The 15,131-nt window shown below is 52.9% G+C and carries 10 protein-coding genes and 1 pseudogene; 2 read left to right on the top strand and 9 right to left on the bottom strand.

Annotation, left to right across the window (positions count from 1 at the left end; all coding sequences use genetic code 11):
• Positions 1-2: 2 nt before the first annotated feature.
• The 9 genes from LI337_RS19430 to pglX form a co-directional block, all read right to left on the bottom strand.
• Positions 3-1,118, bottom strand: a complete 1,116-nt coding sequence (locus LI337_RS19430; protein ID WP_227231594.1) for a TrbL/VirB6 family protein — start codon at positions 1,116-1,118, stop codon at positions 3-5.
• A gap of 2 nt (positions 1,119-1,120) precedes the next feature.
• Positions 1,121-1,984, bottom strand: coding sequence for a hypothetical protein (locus LI337_RS19425; protein ID WP_227231593.1), 864 nt, complete (start codon positions 1,982-1,984; stop codon positions 1,121-1,123).
• A gap of 3 nt (positions 1,985-1,987) precedes the next feature.
• Entirely contained in the window at positions 1,988-3,724 is a 1,737-nt protein-coding gene (locus LI337_RS19420) for a DUF8186 domain-containing protein (protein ID WP_227231592.1), read from the bottom strand.
• Positions 3,725-3,754: 30 nt separating this feature from the next.
• Complete coding sequence (locus LI337_RS20135) at positions 3,755-4,177, bottom strand: DUF7985 family protein (protein ID WP_224338379.1); 423 nt, start codon at positions 4,175-4,177, stop codon at positions 3,755-3,757.
• Positions 4,178-4,183: 6 nt separating this feature from the next.
• Positions 4,184-4,432, bottom strand: a complete 249-nt coding sequence (locus LI337_RS19410; RefSeq protein WP_227231590.1) for a hypothetical protein — start codon at positions 4,430-4,432, stop codon at positions 4,184-4,186.
• Positions 4,433-4,722: 290 nt separating this feature from the next.
• Positions 4,723-5,682, bottom strand: coding sequence for a Kiwa anti-phage protein KwaB-like domain-containing protein (locus LI337_RS19405; RefSeq protein ID WP_227231589.1), 960 nt, complete (start codon positions 5,680-5,682; stop codon positions 4,723-4,725).
• 4 nt (positions 5,683-5,686) lie between these two features.
• Complete coding sequence (locus tag LI337_RS19400; protein ID WP_227231588.1) at positions 5,687-6,271, bottom strand: hypothetical protein; 585 nt, start codon at positions 6,269-6,271, stop codon at positions 5,687-5,689.
• A 77-nt stretch (positions 6,272-6,348) separates the two neighbouring features.
• Positions 6,349-9,258, bottom strand: coding sequence for a helicase-related protein (locus LI337_RS19395; RefSeq protein WP_227231587.1), 2,910 nt, complete (start codon positions 9,256-9,258; stop codon positions 6,349-6,351).
• Positions 9,259-9,273: 15 nt separating this feature from the next.
• Positions 9,274-13,509: a BREX-5 system adenine-specific DNA-methyltransferase PglX gene (gene pglX / locus LI337_RS19390; RefSeq protein WP_227231586.1), complete on the bottom strand. Its 4,236-nt coding sequence runs from the start codon at positions 13,507-13,509 to the stop codon at positions 9,274-9,276.
• A gap of 122 nt (positions 13,510-13,631) precedes the next feature.
• On the opposite strand from pglX, the gene LI337_RS19385 reads away from it, so the two are divergent.
• Both LI337_RS19385 and LI337_RS19380 read left to right on the top strand, forming a co-directional pair.
• Positions 13,632-14,471, top strand: a complete 840-nt coding sequence (locus LI337_RS19385; protein ID WP_227231585.1) for a BrxA family protein — start codon at positions 13,632-13,634, stop codon at positions 14,469-14,471.
• A pseudogene (locus LI337_RS19380) lies at positions 14,468-15,131 on the top strand (hypothetical protein); the annotation flags it as partial. The gene LI337_RS19385 and the pseudogene LI337_RS19380, both read left to right, overlap by 4 nt.

The raw sequence follows: 15,131 nt of genomic DNA, 5'->3' as shown, positions 1-15,131 counted from the left end.
TGTTAGTGGATTCCTCGATCAAACTCCATTCCACGATCAGTACTCGATGCCTCTGTCGTTGCTCCGCTTGGATCGTTCTCAGTCCGGCGGTATGATGGAGGGGCGCTGTCCCCGCCGCTGTGACCCCCTCGAGCAGCTGCTTTCTGTGCGACAGCGTGACCAGCAGCGGCTTTTGGCCCCCACCGTGCAGCCGTCGTCGCGACGCCAGCACCGCCGACATATGCACCGGCTGCGACACCACCGATAAGGGCAGCCCCTTTCGTCGCGCCACCTACGACCTTGGCGGTTAGTGGAGTTGCGTACTTGAACGTCTTCCAAGTGAGATATAGCGCGATCAGGGGGAGGGACGCAGCTACAAGGTATTTCAGGAACGCGCTACCCGGAGCAAGCGCGCCTTCAGAGTAGAGTAGGTCGTATCCTTTGAAGACTACTGCTGCGGGGAGGGGAAGAACTGCGAGTGGAACAAACCGCTTGATGAATCCCATCGCAATATCGGAGAGGACAGGAATATTACCGTAGCCCAAGGCGAACGCTATCGGCATTCCATACACGTAGACGTAGAGGAGAATTTCTCGAATATAGTAGAGGGCCTCGAGTGCCCACATTGAGAGCCCACCAACTAGAGCAAATACGAATGCGAGTGCTGGATTAGTCAAAGAGACTTCTAAGAAATTGAGCATTGCGTCTCCTAACGAACTAAGACTCGGCATCAGAGCAATCGTGAACCCGTCGACGATGTAGAGACATAGGATGCTAACCCAGTACCACGTGATGATGAGGAATGCTCCGACCCAGGCGGTTTTCTTCGTCCGCCTCGCTTCGTATGCGCTGCCGATGTTGAAAATACGGATTGTGTGCCGTCCTTGAACACACATCAGCAACAGGAGTAACGAGATTAGCATAATCTCGCCGCCAACCAGGGCGTCTTGTATCGCAGCCCACGGAGCATTGGATGGAGTTCCGAATACAAACGTCCCATCCGTCTGTGGCGTCGGGGTTCCGAACATTTCCTCCGTGAGGGTGTCATATCCGGTCTGCAGACCTTCCATGAAGAGGCCGATCAACCAGTCGACGACCTCTTTGAACCCCTCAAGGACAACATCGATTAGATCAACCATAGTTACGTATCACTAATCGTTATTTCACAGTTGTCTGCCTCTGTTGAGGCGGAATACTGTATGCTGTAGTTCTTGGTTAGCTGAGCTTCCCCAACTTGTGTTTCGAGGATGAGTTCGAACTCGCCACTCTGTTGTTCATCTTTACACGAAGTGCCTGAGCCGGGAACGAACGCAAAGGGAGATCGAGAACTGTAAATCGTGATTCGATCCCCTGCTGTAACGATTACTTCGTTTACTTCGGAATCAGACTGAGGATCGTAAATTCCGCTAACATCCTCGTTGTTGGCATAATTTGTTCCTTCCTCGTCAGAGGGATACGGGACGTCTCCGATGAAGAGAAGTTTCGTAATTGCATCTGGGCCGCTACCCTGGTTCTCAACGGTCACGAATGCCTCTTCAGTAATTTCGTCACCCGAACCGTCCCACATCTTCTCGGGCTGATTCCTTCCAATACCCATCTCTACAATGCTGAGGCTCGGTTGTATGGGAAGAGAAGTCTCCACCACACTCTCCTCACCTTTCAGTGCGATCACGCGGTAGTCACCGGGCTCGTACACGGTTCCGATCTCGAACGAGATCTGTTGGACCCCTGCGGCCACGTCACGCTTTCCGAACAGCTCTCCATTAGGTTGGATGAGGTTGACCTGGTCGACGTCGGCTTCGGGCGAGAGCTCGACGACGAGTGTCGTCCCGTCGACAGCGACTCGCTTGAGTGGCCCCTTGCTCTCTGAATCGGTTGTCCCGTCACCGGGAGTCCCGGAGCTATCACCGTTGTTCAGACAGCCAGCCACGCTCGCAAGCGCGGCGCCTGCGACTGTTCGGAGGGCGTTTCGCCTACTACTGATGTGTGGGTAATTCTGTGTCATGGGCTATGGATCTTGTTGGAAGATGTCTTCTGGGCCGAACATCCGGAGGAGACGGCGTCCCGCGTAGAACATTACGAAGAAGGGAATGAACTGCCAGCCGACCTCGAAGATGAACGCGAACCAGCCGTCGATGGTTCCGAGTGGATGCCACCGGGCGGTTGCCGTATCACTCACGTAGGCTGGATTGTGTCCAAGCCACGACCCCGGATGATACCGAGCGGTGTAGATACCGGGTTCAGTGATCGTCACGATGGCTACGCCAGAGGCGTTGGTCTCGACCTCCCGATTGGCGATGGTGATGTAGCCATCACGTGAGATGCCACCGATAGGATACCGGCGGGCGCTATCGTTGAGGACGATCGGTGCGCCAGTCTTGTTGTCACGTAGCTCAATCCGAAGCGTCGCCTGTGATTCGTTTTGCTGGAGAACCTCGACTGAGAGGTTGCTACGACGAAGCTGCCGCTCGGAACCGGCGTCGGGCTCGACGATAGACGCGTTCACACCGCGAACGATGCCTGCGACATGGAGTGCCTCTCTGTCGACGTTCTCGGCGCGGACGGCGACACCGTACGTCGTCTCGTAGGACTGATTTACGATCTCGACGTTGACGTTCTCGCCGATAGTCTCCAGCGGGGAGGGGCGTTCCGTTCCCCATGTGTCGATGATTTTGGGGCCGTCCCGGACGGGTTCGGCACGCGGTCCGATTCGGGAGGGATACGCGTGGACGTACACGGGGATCGCATCGGACTCGACTTCGGCGCTGTCAGTTCGGTTCGACCTGACGAGCGTATCCCAGTTGGTGTTGCGGGCCGTGTAGAACCGCCAGACACCACGTACGCTCGCGTTCCCCTCGTCGGTGAGAGTGTACCCTTGCCACGGACGAGACTGGAAGATAGCGACGCCAGCATCGCCGTTAGGATACTCGGCGTAGTAGGGATACGCAGAGAGGTCATATATCTCGACATCAACTGAGTCCGAGACGTTTCGCGTCTCTTCACGGTAGACGACGTCGACGTTGGTTCCGCCGCCCACGTCGGTCCGTATCGTCTTCTTCAGCCGGACGTGAATCTCTGCTTCGAGGGCGAGGGTTGCACTCCAGTCGTCGGTGATCTGGTAGTCGATGGCCGGCGTGTGCGACCCATCAGTCCTCGCGATGGTCTCCCCGTCTTTCTGCAGCCGAACTTCTTCGATCTCGTGTTCCGTAAGCGACCACTCGATGGTCCTGTTCCCGGAGGAACTCTCGTTTGGAACACGGACCCGGTAATCGACGAACCCACGCATCGTCCCATTCGGTGCGATGTAGAGTGGGGTATCACCGGACTCGAGGTGACCACGAGTCGACGGCTGAACCGCAAACACTGTCGCATGGGCGTCTTCGATGAACACACCGTCTTCGAGGGATGCGTGAGGCGGATGAACTGACGTATCTGACCCACCGGCTTCGAGGTCGCCGAAATCGTTTCGAGTCCACGTTGCAGCGGTTGCAGGCGGCCGCTTGAACGTGATGTCTGTCCCATTCGCGAGCTGGTGGACGGACGTGCGGTCCTCTCCGTAGCGCTGGCGGTACTCTTCTTGACTGATATAGTTATCCGCATCGCGAGACCAGACCGTCGCTGACTCGTTCTCAGAAAGGCCGTTCCCCTCAGTACCCGGGCGTGGTGGATCGGCTGCGACGATACCCGTGACTAGGCTCGTCACGAACAGGGCGGCCATGAGCACGGAGAGCTCTCGTTGTTCCATGGGGGCTCGCGACGGGGATGGTAGAGTAACTTACCAGGGGACGAGGTCGACGCACTGTGCCAGCGGCAGCCCCATCATCGACCCCGCAACGGTGTACAGTGGGCCGAGAACTACGAGGACGACTGCGGACTTCATCGCCGAGCGCTTGTGGCGCTTGAGGCCCTTCTTTTGCTCAGGGTTCAGGGTGAACATCTCGATGAGGGAGTCGGCCTGCCAGACCACGGCAAGGCCGACGATGCCGAGTCCGGTGGTCAGCTGGAAGAACCCCTCAATCATGCTCGGTAGGTTGTCCGCGCTGCAAACGGCGCTGGTTTGTGCTGCGACAGGCTGGACAGCGAACAGACTCAACAGCGCAACTGTAAGGACGGCTTGTCTGGAGACTTTGCTCACTGCCGTGGACTGACTGTCAGTACGATTCTCAGACGTCTCGGAGGGTGTACTGTCCTGTGACATTGCGGGTTATTCCTCTGCGTCTTCGACGAGTGCCTTCAGATCGGCGTACCGATTGGTCTCGTCGACGATTTCTTCTTTCGTGTAGCCCTGCTCGCGAGCCCGTTCGAGGAGGTCACGGAGGTCGTCGGGATCGACGTCGCGGACTTCCATTTCCTTGCGAAGGGCGCGGCGATAGAGGGCGGAAGCGTTGATGTGGTCGTTCCACATCAGGTACAGGTCATCGATGTCTTCGATGGTGACTGACCGAGTTATCATACGTGCGAGTATGGGTATGCACCAACGGAGTCGTGGTACACATTGTCGGAAAATTCGGGTGAGAATAAATATTTTCTGGATATGGAGAATGTTACTAATCTGTGAATAGATCGCGGGAATTTGGCCCGAAGACGACACCGAATCCATCTTAACCAACAGTACAGATGAGACGTCGAGATTCGTTGGTTAAGTCTTCTTGAGCGGACTTGTCATTCTGACAATCAGTAATCTCCAATCGAGGGTAATACCGTCGGTTCTAGAAGGAGTGGACGAATTGAGTGAGACTGAATTTAATCCAGCATCCGCTTGTTTGGCGCATTGTACTGATTCTCGGTCATATCCGATCTCAGATAACTATCGCTCAGAAGATCGAGCAGCTTCCAACGTTTCGACCCATCTTCAATGTCAAGCACCAATGAGCCATTTCGCTGTTCCGCAATGACGGGGACATCGTACTCATCTACGACATCTATGACGGCGCTCGGTTCAAGGGTCTCGTGAATATTGTGTCGTTTGATCTCGTGGATGCGTCGCAGACACCGAATGTCGTTTTTGAATGTATCGACGATAGAGAGATCGGCGATTTCGATGTCTTGCCCAGCAAGCCCATCGATCACATCATCGGTGTGTTGTTGGTACTGTCCCCGGACATCATACATCCGCTCAAAAGCCTTCGGCGTGTAGATGTAGACAAATCCGTCGAAGCACACTGCGTTGACTTTCGACGGGATCGTTAACAGACTATCTTCGACGACGTCGTACTGCTGCTCGCCGCGAGAGAACAAGATTGGTTTGCTACTCCCCACCACCTGGTGGTTCGTAAACTCTTGTAGTCCAAGAAGTGGCGTACCACTAGGTTCCTTGATGCGGATGATTTGCAATCCAGGGTTCGGCCAATCATCGTACGTTTTCTCACTGAGGTTTGGATCGGTGAGGAGATAGTCCAATCGTGCACCTTCTGGGAGATCGTCGACGGGAAGATACTGAATGGGAGTAATGTTCCGATTCGTGTTTGCGATGGAGAACTCGGTAACGTCTTTCGGGCCTTCGGTCACACTCGAAACCATTTTCTCCAGGGTATCCTCCAGAATTATCTCGGCCTTATCTAGGATTGGCGACGAGAGAGGGGCGATGCCGAACTCGTAGTCGTCGTCCTCCTGTTGAGCGAGAAGGTACTGCGAAGTACGGCGATCGTTTCGGAGAAAGCCGAGTGCGCGTTCGAGTCTGTCAACGTGTTCCTCTGAACTCATCCAGTCACACCGTAATATATACTCCATTGCCAAGTTCAGCCATTTCAAGGTATCGTTCGGCTGATGCGTAATCGGGGTCGCCGTCTGAGTCGTCCGGTGGGACGAGTTGCTCCTCCAATTCTCGTTTGCTGACGACGAGACGAACCCCTCGCTCCATCTTTACTTCGTAGACATCATATCCTGCAAGCGCGAGCAGTGGATTGACGTGAAGTTGCTCGGAGCGCAGCTGGATGATCGCGACGACACTGAAGAAGATCAGAAACGAAAGCCAGCTCACTAAATCGGCGTAATTGAGCCCGAGGTAAGTGAAAACGTATACTAAGAGGTAGCTAGTCACCAAATCATTTCGCTGTCTGAATTCCTCGACCGGTTCGTAGTCGGTGGTTCCAGTAGAGCGAACCTGCATAATGTGAAATGGGAGCGGGAGTGGAATGATACAGAGAGCAAGAAACACTCCCGTAACCCAGGGTATGGCGAATCCATAGAGAGTAAGCTGAATAGGATACGACATAGCTGCCAGAATCAGGAATAATGGGATGTAGGAGCTCGCGAAGAGCATAACCCTCACCCCTCGTCGTAGCTCTGGCATATCGCTAACTCCTTCCTCCTCTCAAGTAAACCTTCGTAGAATCTACAGGACCTCGTAGGCATCGAAATCATCCCGGCCTACACCGGAAGCGTTAGACAGTACGCCTCAATGTCTGGCGCAAGGGATATCACCTGTTCTCGCTTCTGTAGCTCTGCCTTTCGTGACTCTATCCGGGTTTCCAGCTGCTCAAGACGTTGTTTTTGGTTCCGGATCGCGATGCGCATATCCGATCCCGTTGTTGCTTTTTGTTCGTACGAATCGATGAACGACTGGATCCGATCTCGTTCTGCTTGCTCATAGGCTTCCAAGTCAGAGAGTTCTTTCTGAACGTCCTGCTGACGGTTTTCGAGCAGATCTTCCCGGATGTCGGCGACCATACTACTGATGTACCTCTCGGCAGCGTCCTCGAGGTCGCCTCGTTGCTTGAGTAGCCGAGAGACCGTACTCTCATCCGGACGAGCGTGAACCGTCTCTGCATCAAGGACGCGCTGGCCGAGTGAACGCTGAGCGTCAAGCCCAGCGAGGTCGACGTAGACGGGAATGAGTTGCTCACGAATCGTCTTGCCGGTTGCATCTTCGAAGGCGACTTTGTAGACAAATGTAATGCCGGGTTGGTCGACGAACGGCAGCAGCTTCATTCCGGTCTTCCCTGCGTGTTGTCCGTGCTGGAGAACCAGATCACGGAGGGCCTGCAGGACATCTGCATCAGGGGAGAGGTACTCGATTCCGTCGTGATCGAGGGCGAAATCTCGACTGAAGGTGAACGGACCCAGCGTCTCAGGCTGACCGCTGTCAGTCACTTCTGGTGGGACTTCCGCCTCGTACAACTGGTTTCCGCGTTTCTCGACAGAGCCCTCGAACGCCTCGATCGCTCGAGTGAAGAACTCCCGGATCTCCTGTTCACTTCCGAAGACGTCCTCTGAGTCGTCGACGATCGACTGAATCTCTTGTCGACTCTCGGCGTCGAACGTACTGCAGTCGATGAGGCTCCGTTCGTACCACTCGAGGAGTGTCTGTTCACGCTCTTCCATCAACTCCTCAAGTTCCTCTTTCGTGGCCGAGGCTGGCTCCTGGCTCTGGACGGATTTCATCAGGAGGGAGTCGATGTTGACGTCGTCCAGCATCCCGAGGACGTCTGCCGTCGCACCGACCTTCGACCGGATTTCCTCAACCTTGTCTTGGAGTAGATCGAAAATTTCGGATTCCCGAGTGCCATCGAACTGGAAGTTCCACACCTTGACCTCCTTGTCCTGGCCGTAGCGATGGATCCGACCGATACGCTGTTCGAGGCGGTTCGGGTTCCACGGGAGTTCGTAGTTGACCATGATGTGGCAGCTGTGCTGGAGGTCGATCCCCTCGCTGGCCGCATCGGTCGCCATCAGTAATCGCGACTTCCCGTAGTTGAATTCGTCTTCGATCTGGGTTCGCTCGTCTTTACTCACATCTCCGTGGATGGTCAGAATCTCGTCTGCCCACGGTTCGTCGGCGAAGAGATCGAGGAGATAGTCTAACGTATCGCGGTACTCAGTGAACAGAATGAGCTTCTCGTCCGGATGCTCCTCAAAGAGTTGCTCGATGTAACGCTTGACTTTCCGCGCTTTGGTGTCGACCGGAAGATCCTCGGCCATCGCGACGAGTTCCTGCAGCGTGTCGATCTCCTTCTGGAGCGCCTCATCACCCTGGGCGACCGTGAGGCGTTCGAGTTCCTGCTCCGCCTGTTCACGGTCAGAGTCCTCCAAATCCTCGCCTTCGAGGTAGGCCGTCGCATCGGTCGAGAGGCCCTGCTCGTCGGGTTCGAGCAGTCCGTGAAGGCGACGCCGGAGTGTCTCTCGAATCGCGCCTACGCTGCTCACAAGCCGCTTTTGCATGAGCGCCATCGCAAAGCCGACAGCGGGCTCGTTCAATTGGTCAGATCGGTTGTAGACCTCGCGGACGTACTCGGTCACGCGCTCGTACAGTTGTTCCTCGGCAGGAGACATCGAGACGGTGGCCGTCTGGACATCTCGTTCGGGGAAGATGCGCTCGCCGTTATCGTCGTAAATGGTCTCCTTCCCGCGCCGAATCATGACGCGGTTCACCGTCTCTCGAGTGAGGTCCTGGTCCTCGGCGACGAGGAATGGATCGATATAGCTGATGAGGGACCGGAATGCCTCCCCCTTGCCGTCGTGCGGTGTCGCACTCAGCAACAGCAGGGATTCACAGTGGTTGGCAACACGTTCGGCCATAAGCGAGGTTTTGCTGGGGGACTCGCCCCGCTTGCTGGCCTTGTGCGCTTCGTCGATGACGGCGACGTCCCAGAAGGCGTTCTCGATCTCGGGCTGGAACTCGTCTTGTCGGAGGAACGCCATGCTGGTGACTAGACGCTGGCCCTCCTGGTCCCAGATGTTCGCCTCCTCGCCGAGTCGTCGACGCTCGGCGTCGACCCACTGGCGGTCCGCAACCGTGAGGTCGATGTCGAAGAAGCGCTCCATATCCCGGATCCACTTCTTCTGGAGGTGTGCGGGAACGAGGAAGAGGACGCTGTTAGCTCGGTTTCGGGCTTCGAGTTCTTTGAGGATGAGGCCTGCCTCGATGGTCTTCCCGAGACCGACGTCGTCGGCGATAAGCGCTCGCTGGCGGAGCTTCTGCATCACCTGATTCACGCAGGCGAGCTGGTATGGTTCGAGGCGAACGAGCGAGTTCGAGATGCTCAGGAGCTGCCCCTGCTCGTGGGCCATCTTGAGGTGGAGGGCCTCGGTTCGGAGGTCGAACCACTCTGACGAAACTGCTTCGTGTCGGGGGTGGAGGTCTGCTACTTGATCCTCGAGGGTATCGAGTGCATCACTGCTTGGTTCGACGGAGACGTGGTCAAGACACACCGTCTTTGCACCATCCCCCTCGACGTAGACCCGGAGGTACGGGAGGTTCCCGACCTCGTAGGTGCGGATAACTTCTGCTGGGTCGCCGTTGAGCCTGATGCGGTCGCCAGATTTGAAGTCGATACTCATAGAGCTGGAAGTTGACTAGTTGACGACCTTGTCTTCCACAACTTCGGGGACGATCTTCTTTTCGGCAAGAGGTTGGATGTTGATAGCTACGCCGTGCTTTTTGACCGGGTCGTAACCCGCAGTAAGCACCTCAGAGAGTGCACGTTCTTCCCAATTGGAGGGCAATGCCTTTCTAAGGTCCTTACATCTATCTTTAATCTCATTCCCCAATTCTACGTCTTCGTCAGTTTCCGAGGCTAGCTCTGCGAGTAGTCGGATCTCGCCTTCAAGCCCGTCTCGAGGATCACCATTTTCGAGGTACTCCTCTCCCTTACTGAAGTAATAGTTCATAAAGAAGATCCCATTGCTACCGTAATGAGTAGAGCCTACAAGGTCCTCAAAGTAGGGGAAAAGATCGTATAGATGTGCTGCAACAGGTTCAGAGGAGTCTCTGCTATATGCAGCACATGCAGATTCAAGGTCAATTAGTGCGTCAATCCACTCAGTTCGATTGTCATTCACTCTTTCAAGGAAGGTCGGACTAAATAGATCTTCAATCTCATCAGGGTCCATCTCTTCGACAAGTTGATCAAGCGTTTCAAGTCGCTGTTGTGTGCGTTCTCTAAATTTAGACACAAGAGTCTGCAATTCTAAGGCAAGAGATTGAATGTCGTCGGTCTTCTCTCGTGAGTGAACAGAACCAAGTTCTAAAAGTGCAGATTGAAATTCGTTTATTTGTGCTAAAGCACTCTCACAATACCGATATTCTTCAGATGCGTTAGCTTGTTCCGTTGTAGAAAGCGTAGAATCAGCGCGACGCTGATCCGCTGTATTCCTACGGTCACGAAGCTCCGATTTCACGGGCTCAATGTACCTAGACTCTAGACGGTCGAACAGACTCGCATCAAGCTGATGGTAATCAACGAAGCATCCGAATCCTTCGCCATGAGAGTCAGAAACCAAACGTTCAGTTGATAGTCTCCAAACAATGGGCACATTCTCGAATTGGCGAAGATGATATTCAAACAGATCATCCTCAATCCAAGACTGTAGGTTTGGATATGCTCCTGCGTCAGGTTTCTGATCCCCAAGAAGCTGATCAACTTCGGCTAAACGGTCTTCTGAGTGTTGGCCAAATATTTGTTGGAACTCTCCCTCAATTCGTTTGAGCAGCGGCAGTTCTTCATCGCCTTCAAAATTAATAGGGACGATTCCGTCCGGATCATCTTGAACTATTTTTAGCGTCAGGTGGAGAATTAGATCCTTAGCGAGGTTATCGAAGTTGCTGGAAGGCTCTGTGATCTTCTCGGGAGAATACTCCGATTGTTGTCGAGGGTCTTCGTTCGTCCTGATGGCAATTTCTTGAAGGATTTCCTTTTGCCTTTCAGCACCAATGTCAAAGTGATCGAATAAAAGTTGGTCAATCTCAGCTGCCTTCTCTTGCAGCTGAGATTTGATCCGGGCCTTGTATTTTGCTGCTGCAATTCCTAATTCTTCAAGAGAAGCTTCTTTATCATACGTCGTCTCTGGTTCTTTAAGATTAACGTCAGATAGTAACGCCCTGTGAGGATGGTTTGATGCATACAATGAGTCCGTTGTCCCTATGAGATTGAGAATCAGCGGTCCATTATAGTACGGAGATATGAAGTCGTGTTGACGTGTGCTCATGAGCAACCCAATAATTTCTTTAGCGATTTGACCTAGTCTATCCGAATTCTCCAAGTCAACATCCCAGGGGACCTTAGAGACTTCGCCAACCTGCCAATGACGGCCGGTAGTAAGTGCGAGCACTAAGTATGTTACCAGATTGCTATTTGCATAAGCTAAGACTTCCCAAACTGCCCGATCAGGCAATAAGGCTTGCCCAGCAGTTCCAAAGATAGAAGATCCATGCAAATATCCAAACCGTTTACCGCCTTCTTTGATGTTCGTATACGTAAGTGCTTCACTGAAATAATATTGTTCGCTTCGAGGATAAGAGCCCTCGTACCGTTTTACATCCGCACCATTCTGTTCCCACCACACCATTCGAGTAATTCGGGGGAGAATCCAAGCATCACTTCCCCCCTTTGCAAAGGGCACCCATCCTTCACCGCTTTCCTCCCAGAATCGCCGGATGTATCGATTATTATCTCCGGTTTGAAGTCCTGCCTTTACAGTACCTAGCGTCTTCTTGTCTGCATTCACATTTCCTGCATCGAAGCAAGTATCCAAGTTGTATAACGAACGAATATCGAGGGGCACCCAATAAGAGATCGGTGCTCCAGGGATGATTGAAAACTCTGAGATGTCTCGACGGAATCTCCTTTGAATCCCAGAATTATCCTTGTCATTCGAATATGCAGAGTTTATGAATTTTTCTTCTTTTTCCCCCTTTTCAATGTCATGGAGACGGTAGAAGTCTGCGGAGTTGTTTTGCGATTGATCGACTCTAACTACCGTTCCAGCTGTTCGTACAGTTGCCTTATCCAGTACACCGAGCCCATATTCGGCTAAGAAATCAAAAGACCCTTTCCCACCAATGAAATCCTCTCTGAAATCTTCGAATGTACGCTTGAACATAAATGTTCTCGGTACAATCATCCCAATCCTTCCGTTTGATTTCACTAGATTTTCGCAAACCTCAAAGAAATTGATATAAAATTCGGGTTTGTACTTATAGTGTTCAGAAACGTAATCTTGAACAGAATCCGGCATCCGATTTCCAGAACCGTATGGGGGATTCATTAGCGCGACATCATAATCTTGGGATAATATTACGAGTGTCCTTAGGAAGCTTTTCAGATCCTGGGCTAAGAAGGATTCGCCATTTCGCTTTTCGGCAACTTCTTGGTGGAGATTTTCAAGAAAGGTGGATAAACTACCGGGACCGTTAATACTCTCTGTTAGCGTAGGCTGCTCATCCATTGAAAACTTCTCTTCCAATGTTCCTCTAACATCAAGCAGAGAGCCCAATCCGTGTACATCCTCAAACGCGCTAAGAATATCTTCTAATGCAGATCTAACCTCTGGTTGACCTCCAGCCACTTCATCGAAGACTTCGTTTGTAGATTCGAGATTTGCAATGTTCGCATCTGCACAAACAATGCCAACTTCTGGCATCTGGAAATCAGAATGGCCCTCCTCTTCTGCACGTCCCCGTGCTTTGAGGTATAAATTAAATGCCGCAAGTTGACAGGCTCGCAAATCTAAATCTACCCCAAATAGATTATATCTTAGAATTTTTTCTGGGATTTCAGCTCTATCCATCTCTGGATATTCCAGACGCCATATCCGGTCCAATACATCGAATGCGTATAGTAGAAAATGACCACTTCCACAAGCAGGATCGATTACCCTGATTTCTTCGGGATCTTTCATATCCGGTTTGTCTTCAGGGCTTTCGGATGGAACAAGATATGTGCTAAAATCAGAAATCGTTGGCGTTTCGGATGGTGATGAACTGCGCGATTTTCGATTTCCTAGCGTTAATTCTTTTTGGCGACCAAGTGTGTTCTGAAGCTCCCCTTTGGACTCTAGATACATCTTTGTGAGACTGTTATCTGTGAGCATTCTCACAACCCAATGGGGAGTATAGAATTGATTCGCTGCAGGAACATCTTCCGGAGATAGACCCTCATAGTCTCCTTTCCTTCGTAGTTCTTCTAGCTTCGACGAATTGTAGTACTCATATACCCAACCGAGTACGTCATCAGCTCGCCAGATTTCGCTTGAAACATCATCGAGCTTTCGACATAGCTCTTCAAATACCTCAACATCCGGATCAACGATGCTGTAGGGAGAATCCAAATCAAATAGGATCTCTATTTCGTCAGTGAGCCTTCGACAGACGTCATTGTATGCTTTTATTTTTGCTTCATCTGGCGCAAGATACTGCTCATTTTCAAGTTTTTCTGCTGCGGGGGTAGTTCCCGACTCACTGAATTGTGTGACTGGGCGGTCGATGAATCCACGAACTTCCATGCACCGAAGAGCAGTAAGACGATTTACAATCGTATATCCGACGCCCATCACATATCGATCGAACTTTTCTTCCCAAGATTCGTCATCATCTTCACGTTCAACCGCTTTAGCAAGCTCAGCACGGGTATCTACCTCCTCCCCGTGGAGATTAGCTCCGCCGTCTTCGTAGCTCAGCTCATATGTGTGCTCAAGTTGATATTTTATGTCGGCTTCTACCGTTTCACGAAGGTCAGCGACGACATCTTCGAGGTGTTCGCGCTCTGCTTTGTCCAATTGCGCTTCCGTCTCAAGAGAAGATTGTCCTGACATTATGTACCGCTCTTGTCTCCTACCTCATAATGGACCTACATCAAAGTTCCCTTGAGGTCCATCGATTTACCCTCGACATCGTCACAAGAACTTCTAAGTAGATACCACGGTCTCGTCATAGTATGGCTACAGGTCGAAACGGGGAGTTGGACTCATGGCTTCCATCTCTCGTTGGGAGACTCCCCGAATCGAAGATCACTACGGATTTGACTCATTGCGGGCTCCAAGCCGAGAGAACGCATGATATCGCATCTCTCTACGCGGACGAGCTCGATTGGACGTCGGTCAAAGAGATCTGGTACGACGAACGGGTCGCGAACCGAAGCAGTCGGAACAGCGCTGAAAAGCCACTTATCGCAATTCGGGCACGGCTTCAGTCTGCTGGGGAAGGACTTCCATCGGTCCCGGTGCTTCCAGAGATCTTGGACCAATGTCGAAACGAACGCGATCAGGCACAGGTCCTCTTCCTCTATCTCGTCAACCACGACGGGCTGGCTCGCTATGTCGTCCACGAATACCTCCGCCGGCTGATGAAACAAGGACCCTCCGCACTCGACTTCGAGACGGATACTGTTCTCAACATCCTCGACGAGTTTCGCGACAAAGCTGGCGAGCCGCTAGAGTACTCGGAATCAACACAGAAGCGATGGATACAGGGACTCAGGTCTGCCCTTCGTGATATCGGTGTGCTCGAAGGGAAGACCGAGACCGCCGGTCAACCTCCAAAAGTCGGCGACGTTCCCCTCCAAGTTGCGGCCTACTACTCCTGGGCTCAGAACGGCGACGAGTGGCTCACGAAGCCGATTGGCTGGCTTTACCTGTTCCAGTCCGAAGAGTACTGGGAACCGCAGAGCAAGCGTCTGGCTGGATATGAGGGGTGGACACACCACGAAGCCCGGAGTCGCGTCTGGTTCGAACCCGTCGACGACTTCTACACGATGCTCGCGGAGGGGTCGGCATGACTTCCATGGACGACCTGTTCGAGAAGCAGGATGCAACCTTCGAGGAGTCGATTCGTATCGACCGGAAGTTCGACGAGGACGAAGACAGAGCCGCTCATCGCGATCAGCTCTACCGCCACTACCTCGACACCTACCACATTACAGATGCCTCAGAGAACTTCCTTCGGGACTTCTTCACTCGAATTCACGGCCACGACGAGGAGATGCGGAAAGGAGCCAATCACTGGCTCTACGGGTACTACGGTAGCGGGAAGAGCCACCTGCTGACCGTCCTCAACCTCCTCACCGCGTCTGCAGATCTCGAAGAGGAAGACAGAAAGGAGGTCTGGAATCGGTTGGATTCAGATAGCGCCTACAGCGACCTCTACGAGACATGGTCCTCGATGCTCGACGAGTACCGTCTCGTCCCCCTCCCGATCAACCTCCTGAAGTACCAGAGCGTCCGGGAACAAAGCTTCAGTGAGATTATCCTCCAAGCAGTCTATCAGGCGCGAGGCCTCTCGAACCGACTCGACGTCGCATTCTTCGAGGAATGGTACCAGAATCAGGGAACGTGGGATCAGCGTGACGAACTCACGAAAGAGGTCCTCAGAGACGAAGGCGTTCCCAACGCGGATCAGTACTCGTGGGACGACGTCCAACAGTACCGAACCCTCTCTG

Origin of the sequence: Salinirubrum litoreum (genome assembly GCF_020567425.1) — an archaeon.
GTDB lineage: Archaea > Halobacteriota > Halobacteria > Halobacteriales > Haloferacaceae > Salinirubrum > Salinirubrum litoreum.
The sequence above is the reverse complement of the archived record's forward strand: the minus strand, read 5'-3'. Positions and strand labels throughout refer to the sequence as shown.

Excerpts from the sequence above, each read along its gene's own strand:
- LI337_RS19430 (WP_227231594.1), bottom strand. The coding sequence starts at position 1,118 with ATGGTTGATCTAATCGATGTTGTCCTTGAGGGGTTCAAAGAGGTCGTC.
- LI337_RS19425 (WP_227231593.1), bottom strand. The coding sequence starts at position 1,984 with ATGACACAGAATTACCCACACATCAGTAGTAGGCGAAACGCCCTCCGA.
- LI337_RS19420 (WP_227231592.1), bottom strand. The coding sequence starts at position 3,724 with ATGGAACAACGAGAGCTCTCCGTGCTCATGGCCGCCCTGTTCGTGACG.
- LI337_RS20135 (WP_224338379.1), bottom strand. The coding sequence starts at position 4,177 with ATGTCACAGGACAGTACACCCTCCGAGACGTCTGAGAATCGTACTGAC.
- LI337_RS19410 (WP_227231590.1), bottom strand. The coding sequence starts at position 4,432 with ATGATAACTCGGTCAGTCACCATCGAAGACATCGATGACCTGTACCTG.
- LI337_RS19405 (WP_227231589.1), bottom strand. The coding sequence starts at position 5,682 with ATGAGTTCAGAGGAACACGTTGACAGACTCGAACGCGCACTCGGCTTT.
- LI337_RS19400 (WP_227231588.1), bottom strand. The coding sequence starts at position 6,271 with ATGCCAGAGCTACGACGAGGGGTGAGGGTTATGCTCTTCGCGAGCTCC.
- LI337_RS19395 (WP_227231587.1), bottom strand. The coding sequence starts at position 9,258 with ATGAGTATCGACTTCAAATCTGGCGACCGCATCAGGCTCAACGGCGAC.
- pglX (WP_227231586.1), bottom strand. The coding sequence starts at position 13,509 with ATGTCAGGACAATCTTCTCTTGAGACGGAAGCGCAATTGGACAAAGCA.
- LI337_RS19385 (WP_227231585.1), top strand. The coding sequence starts at position 13,632 with ATGGCTACAGGTCGAAACGGGGAGTTGGACTCATGGCTTCCATCTCTC.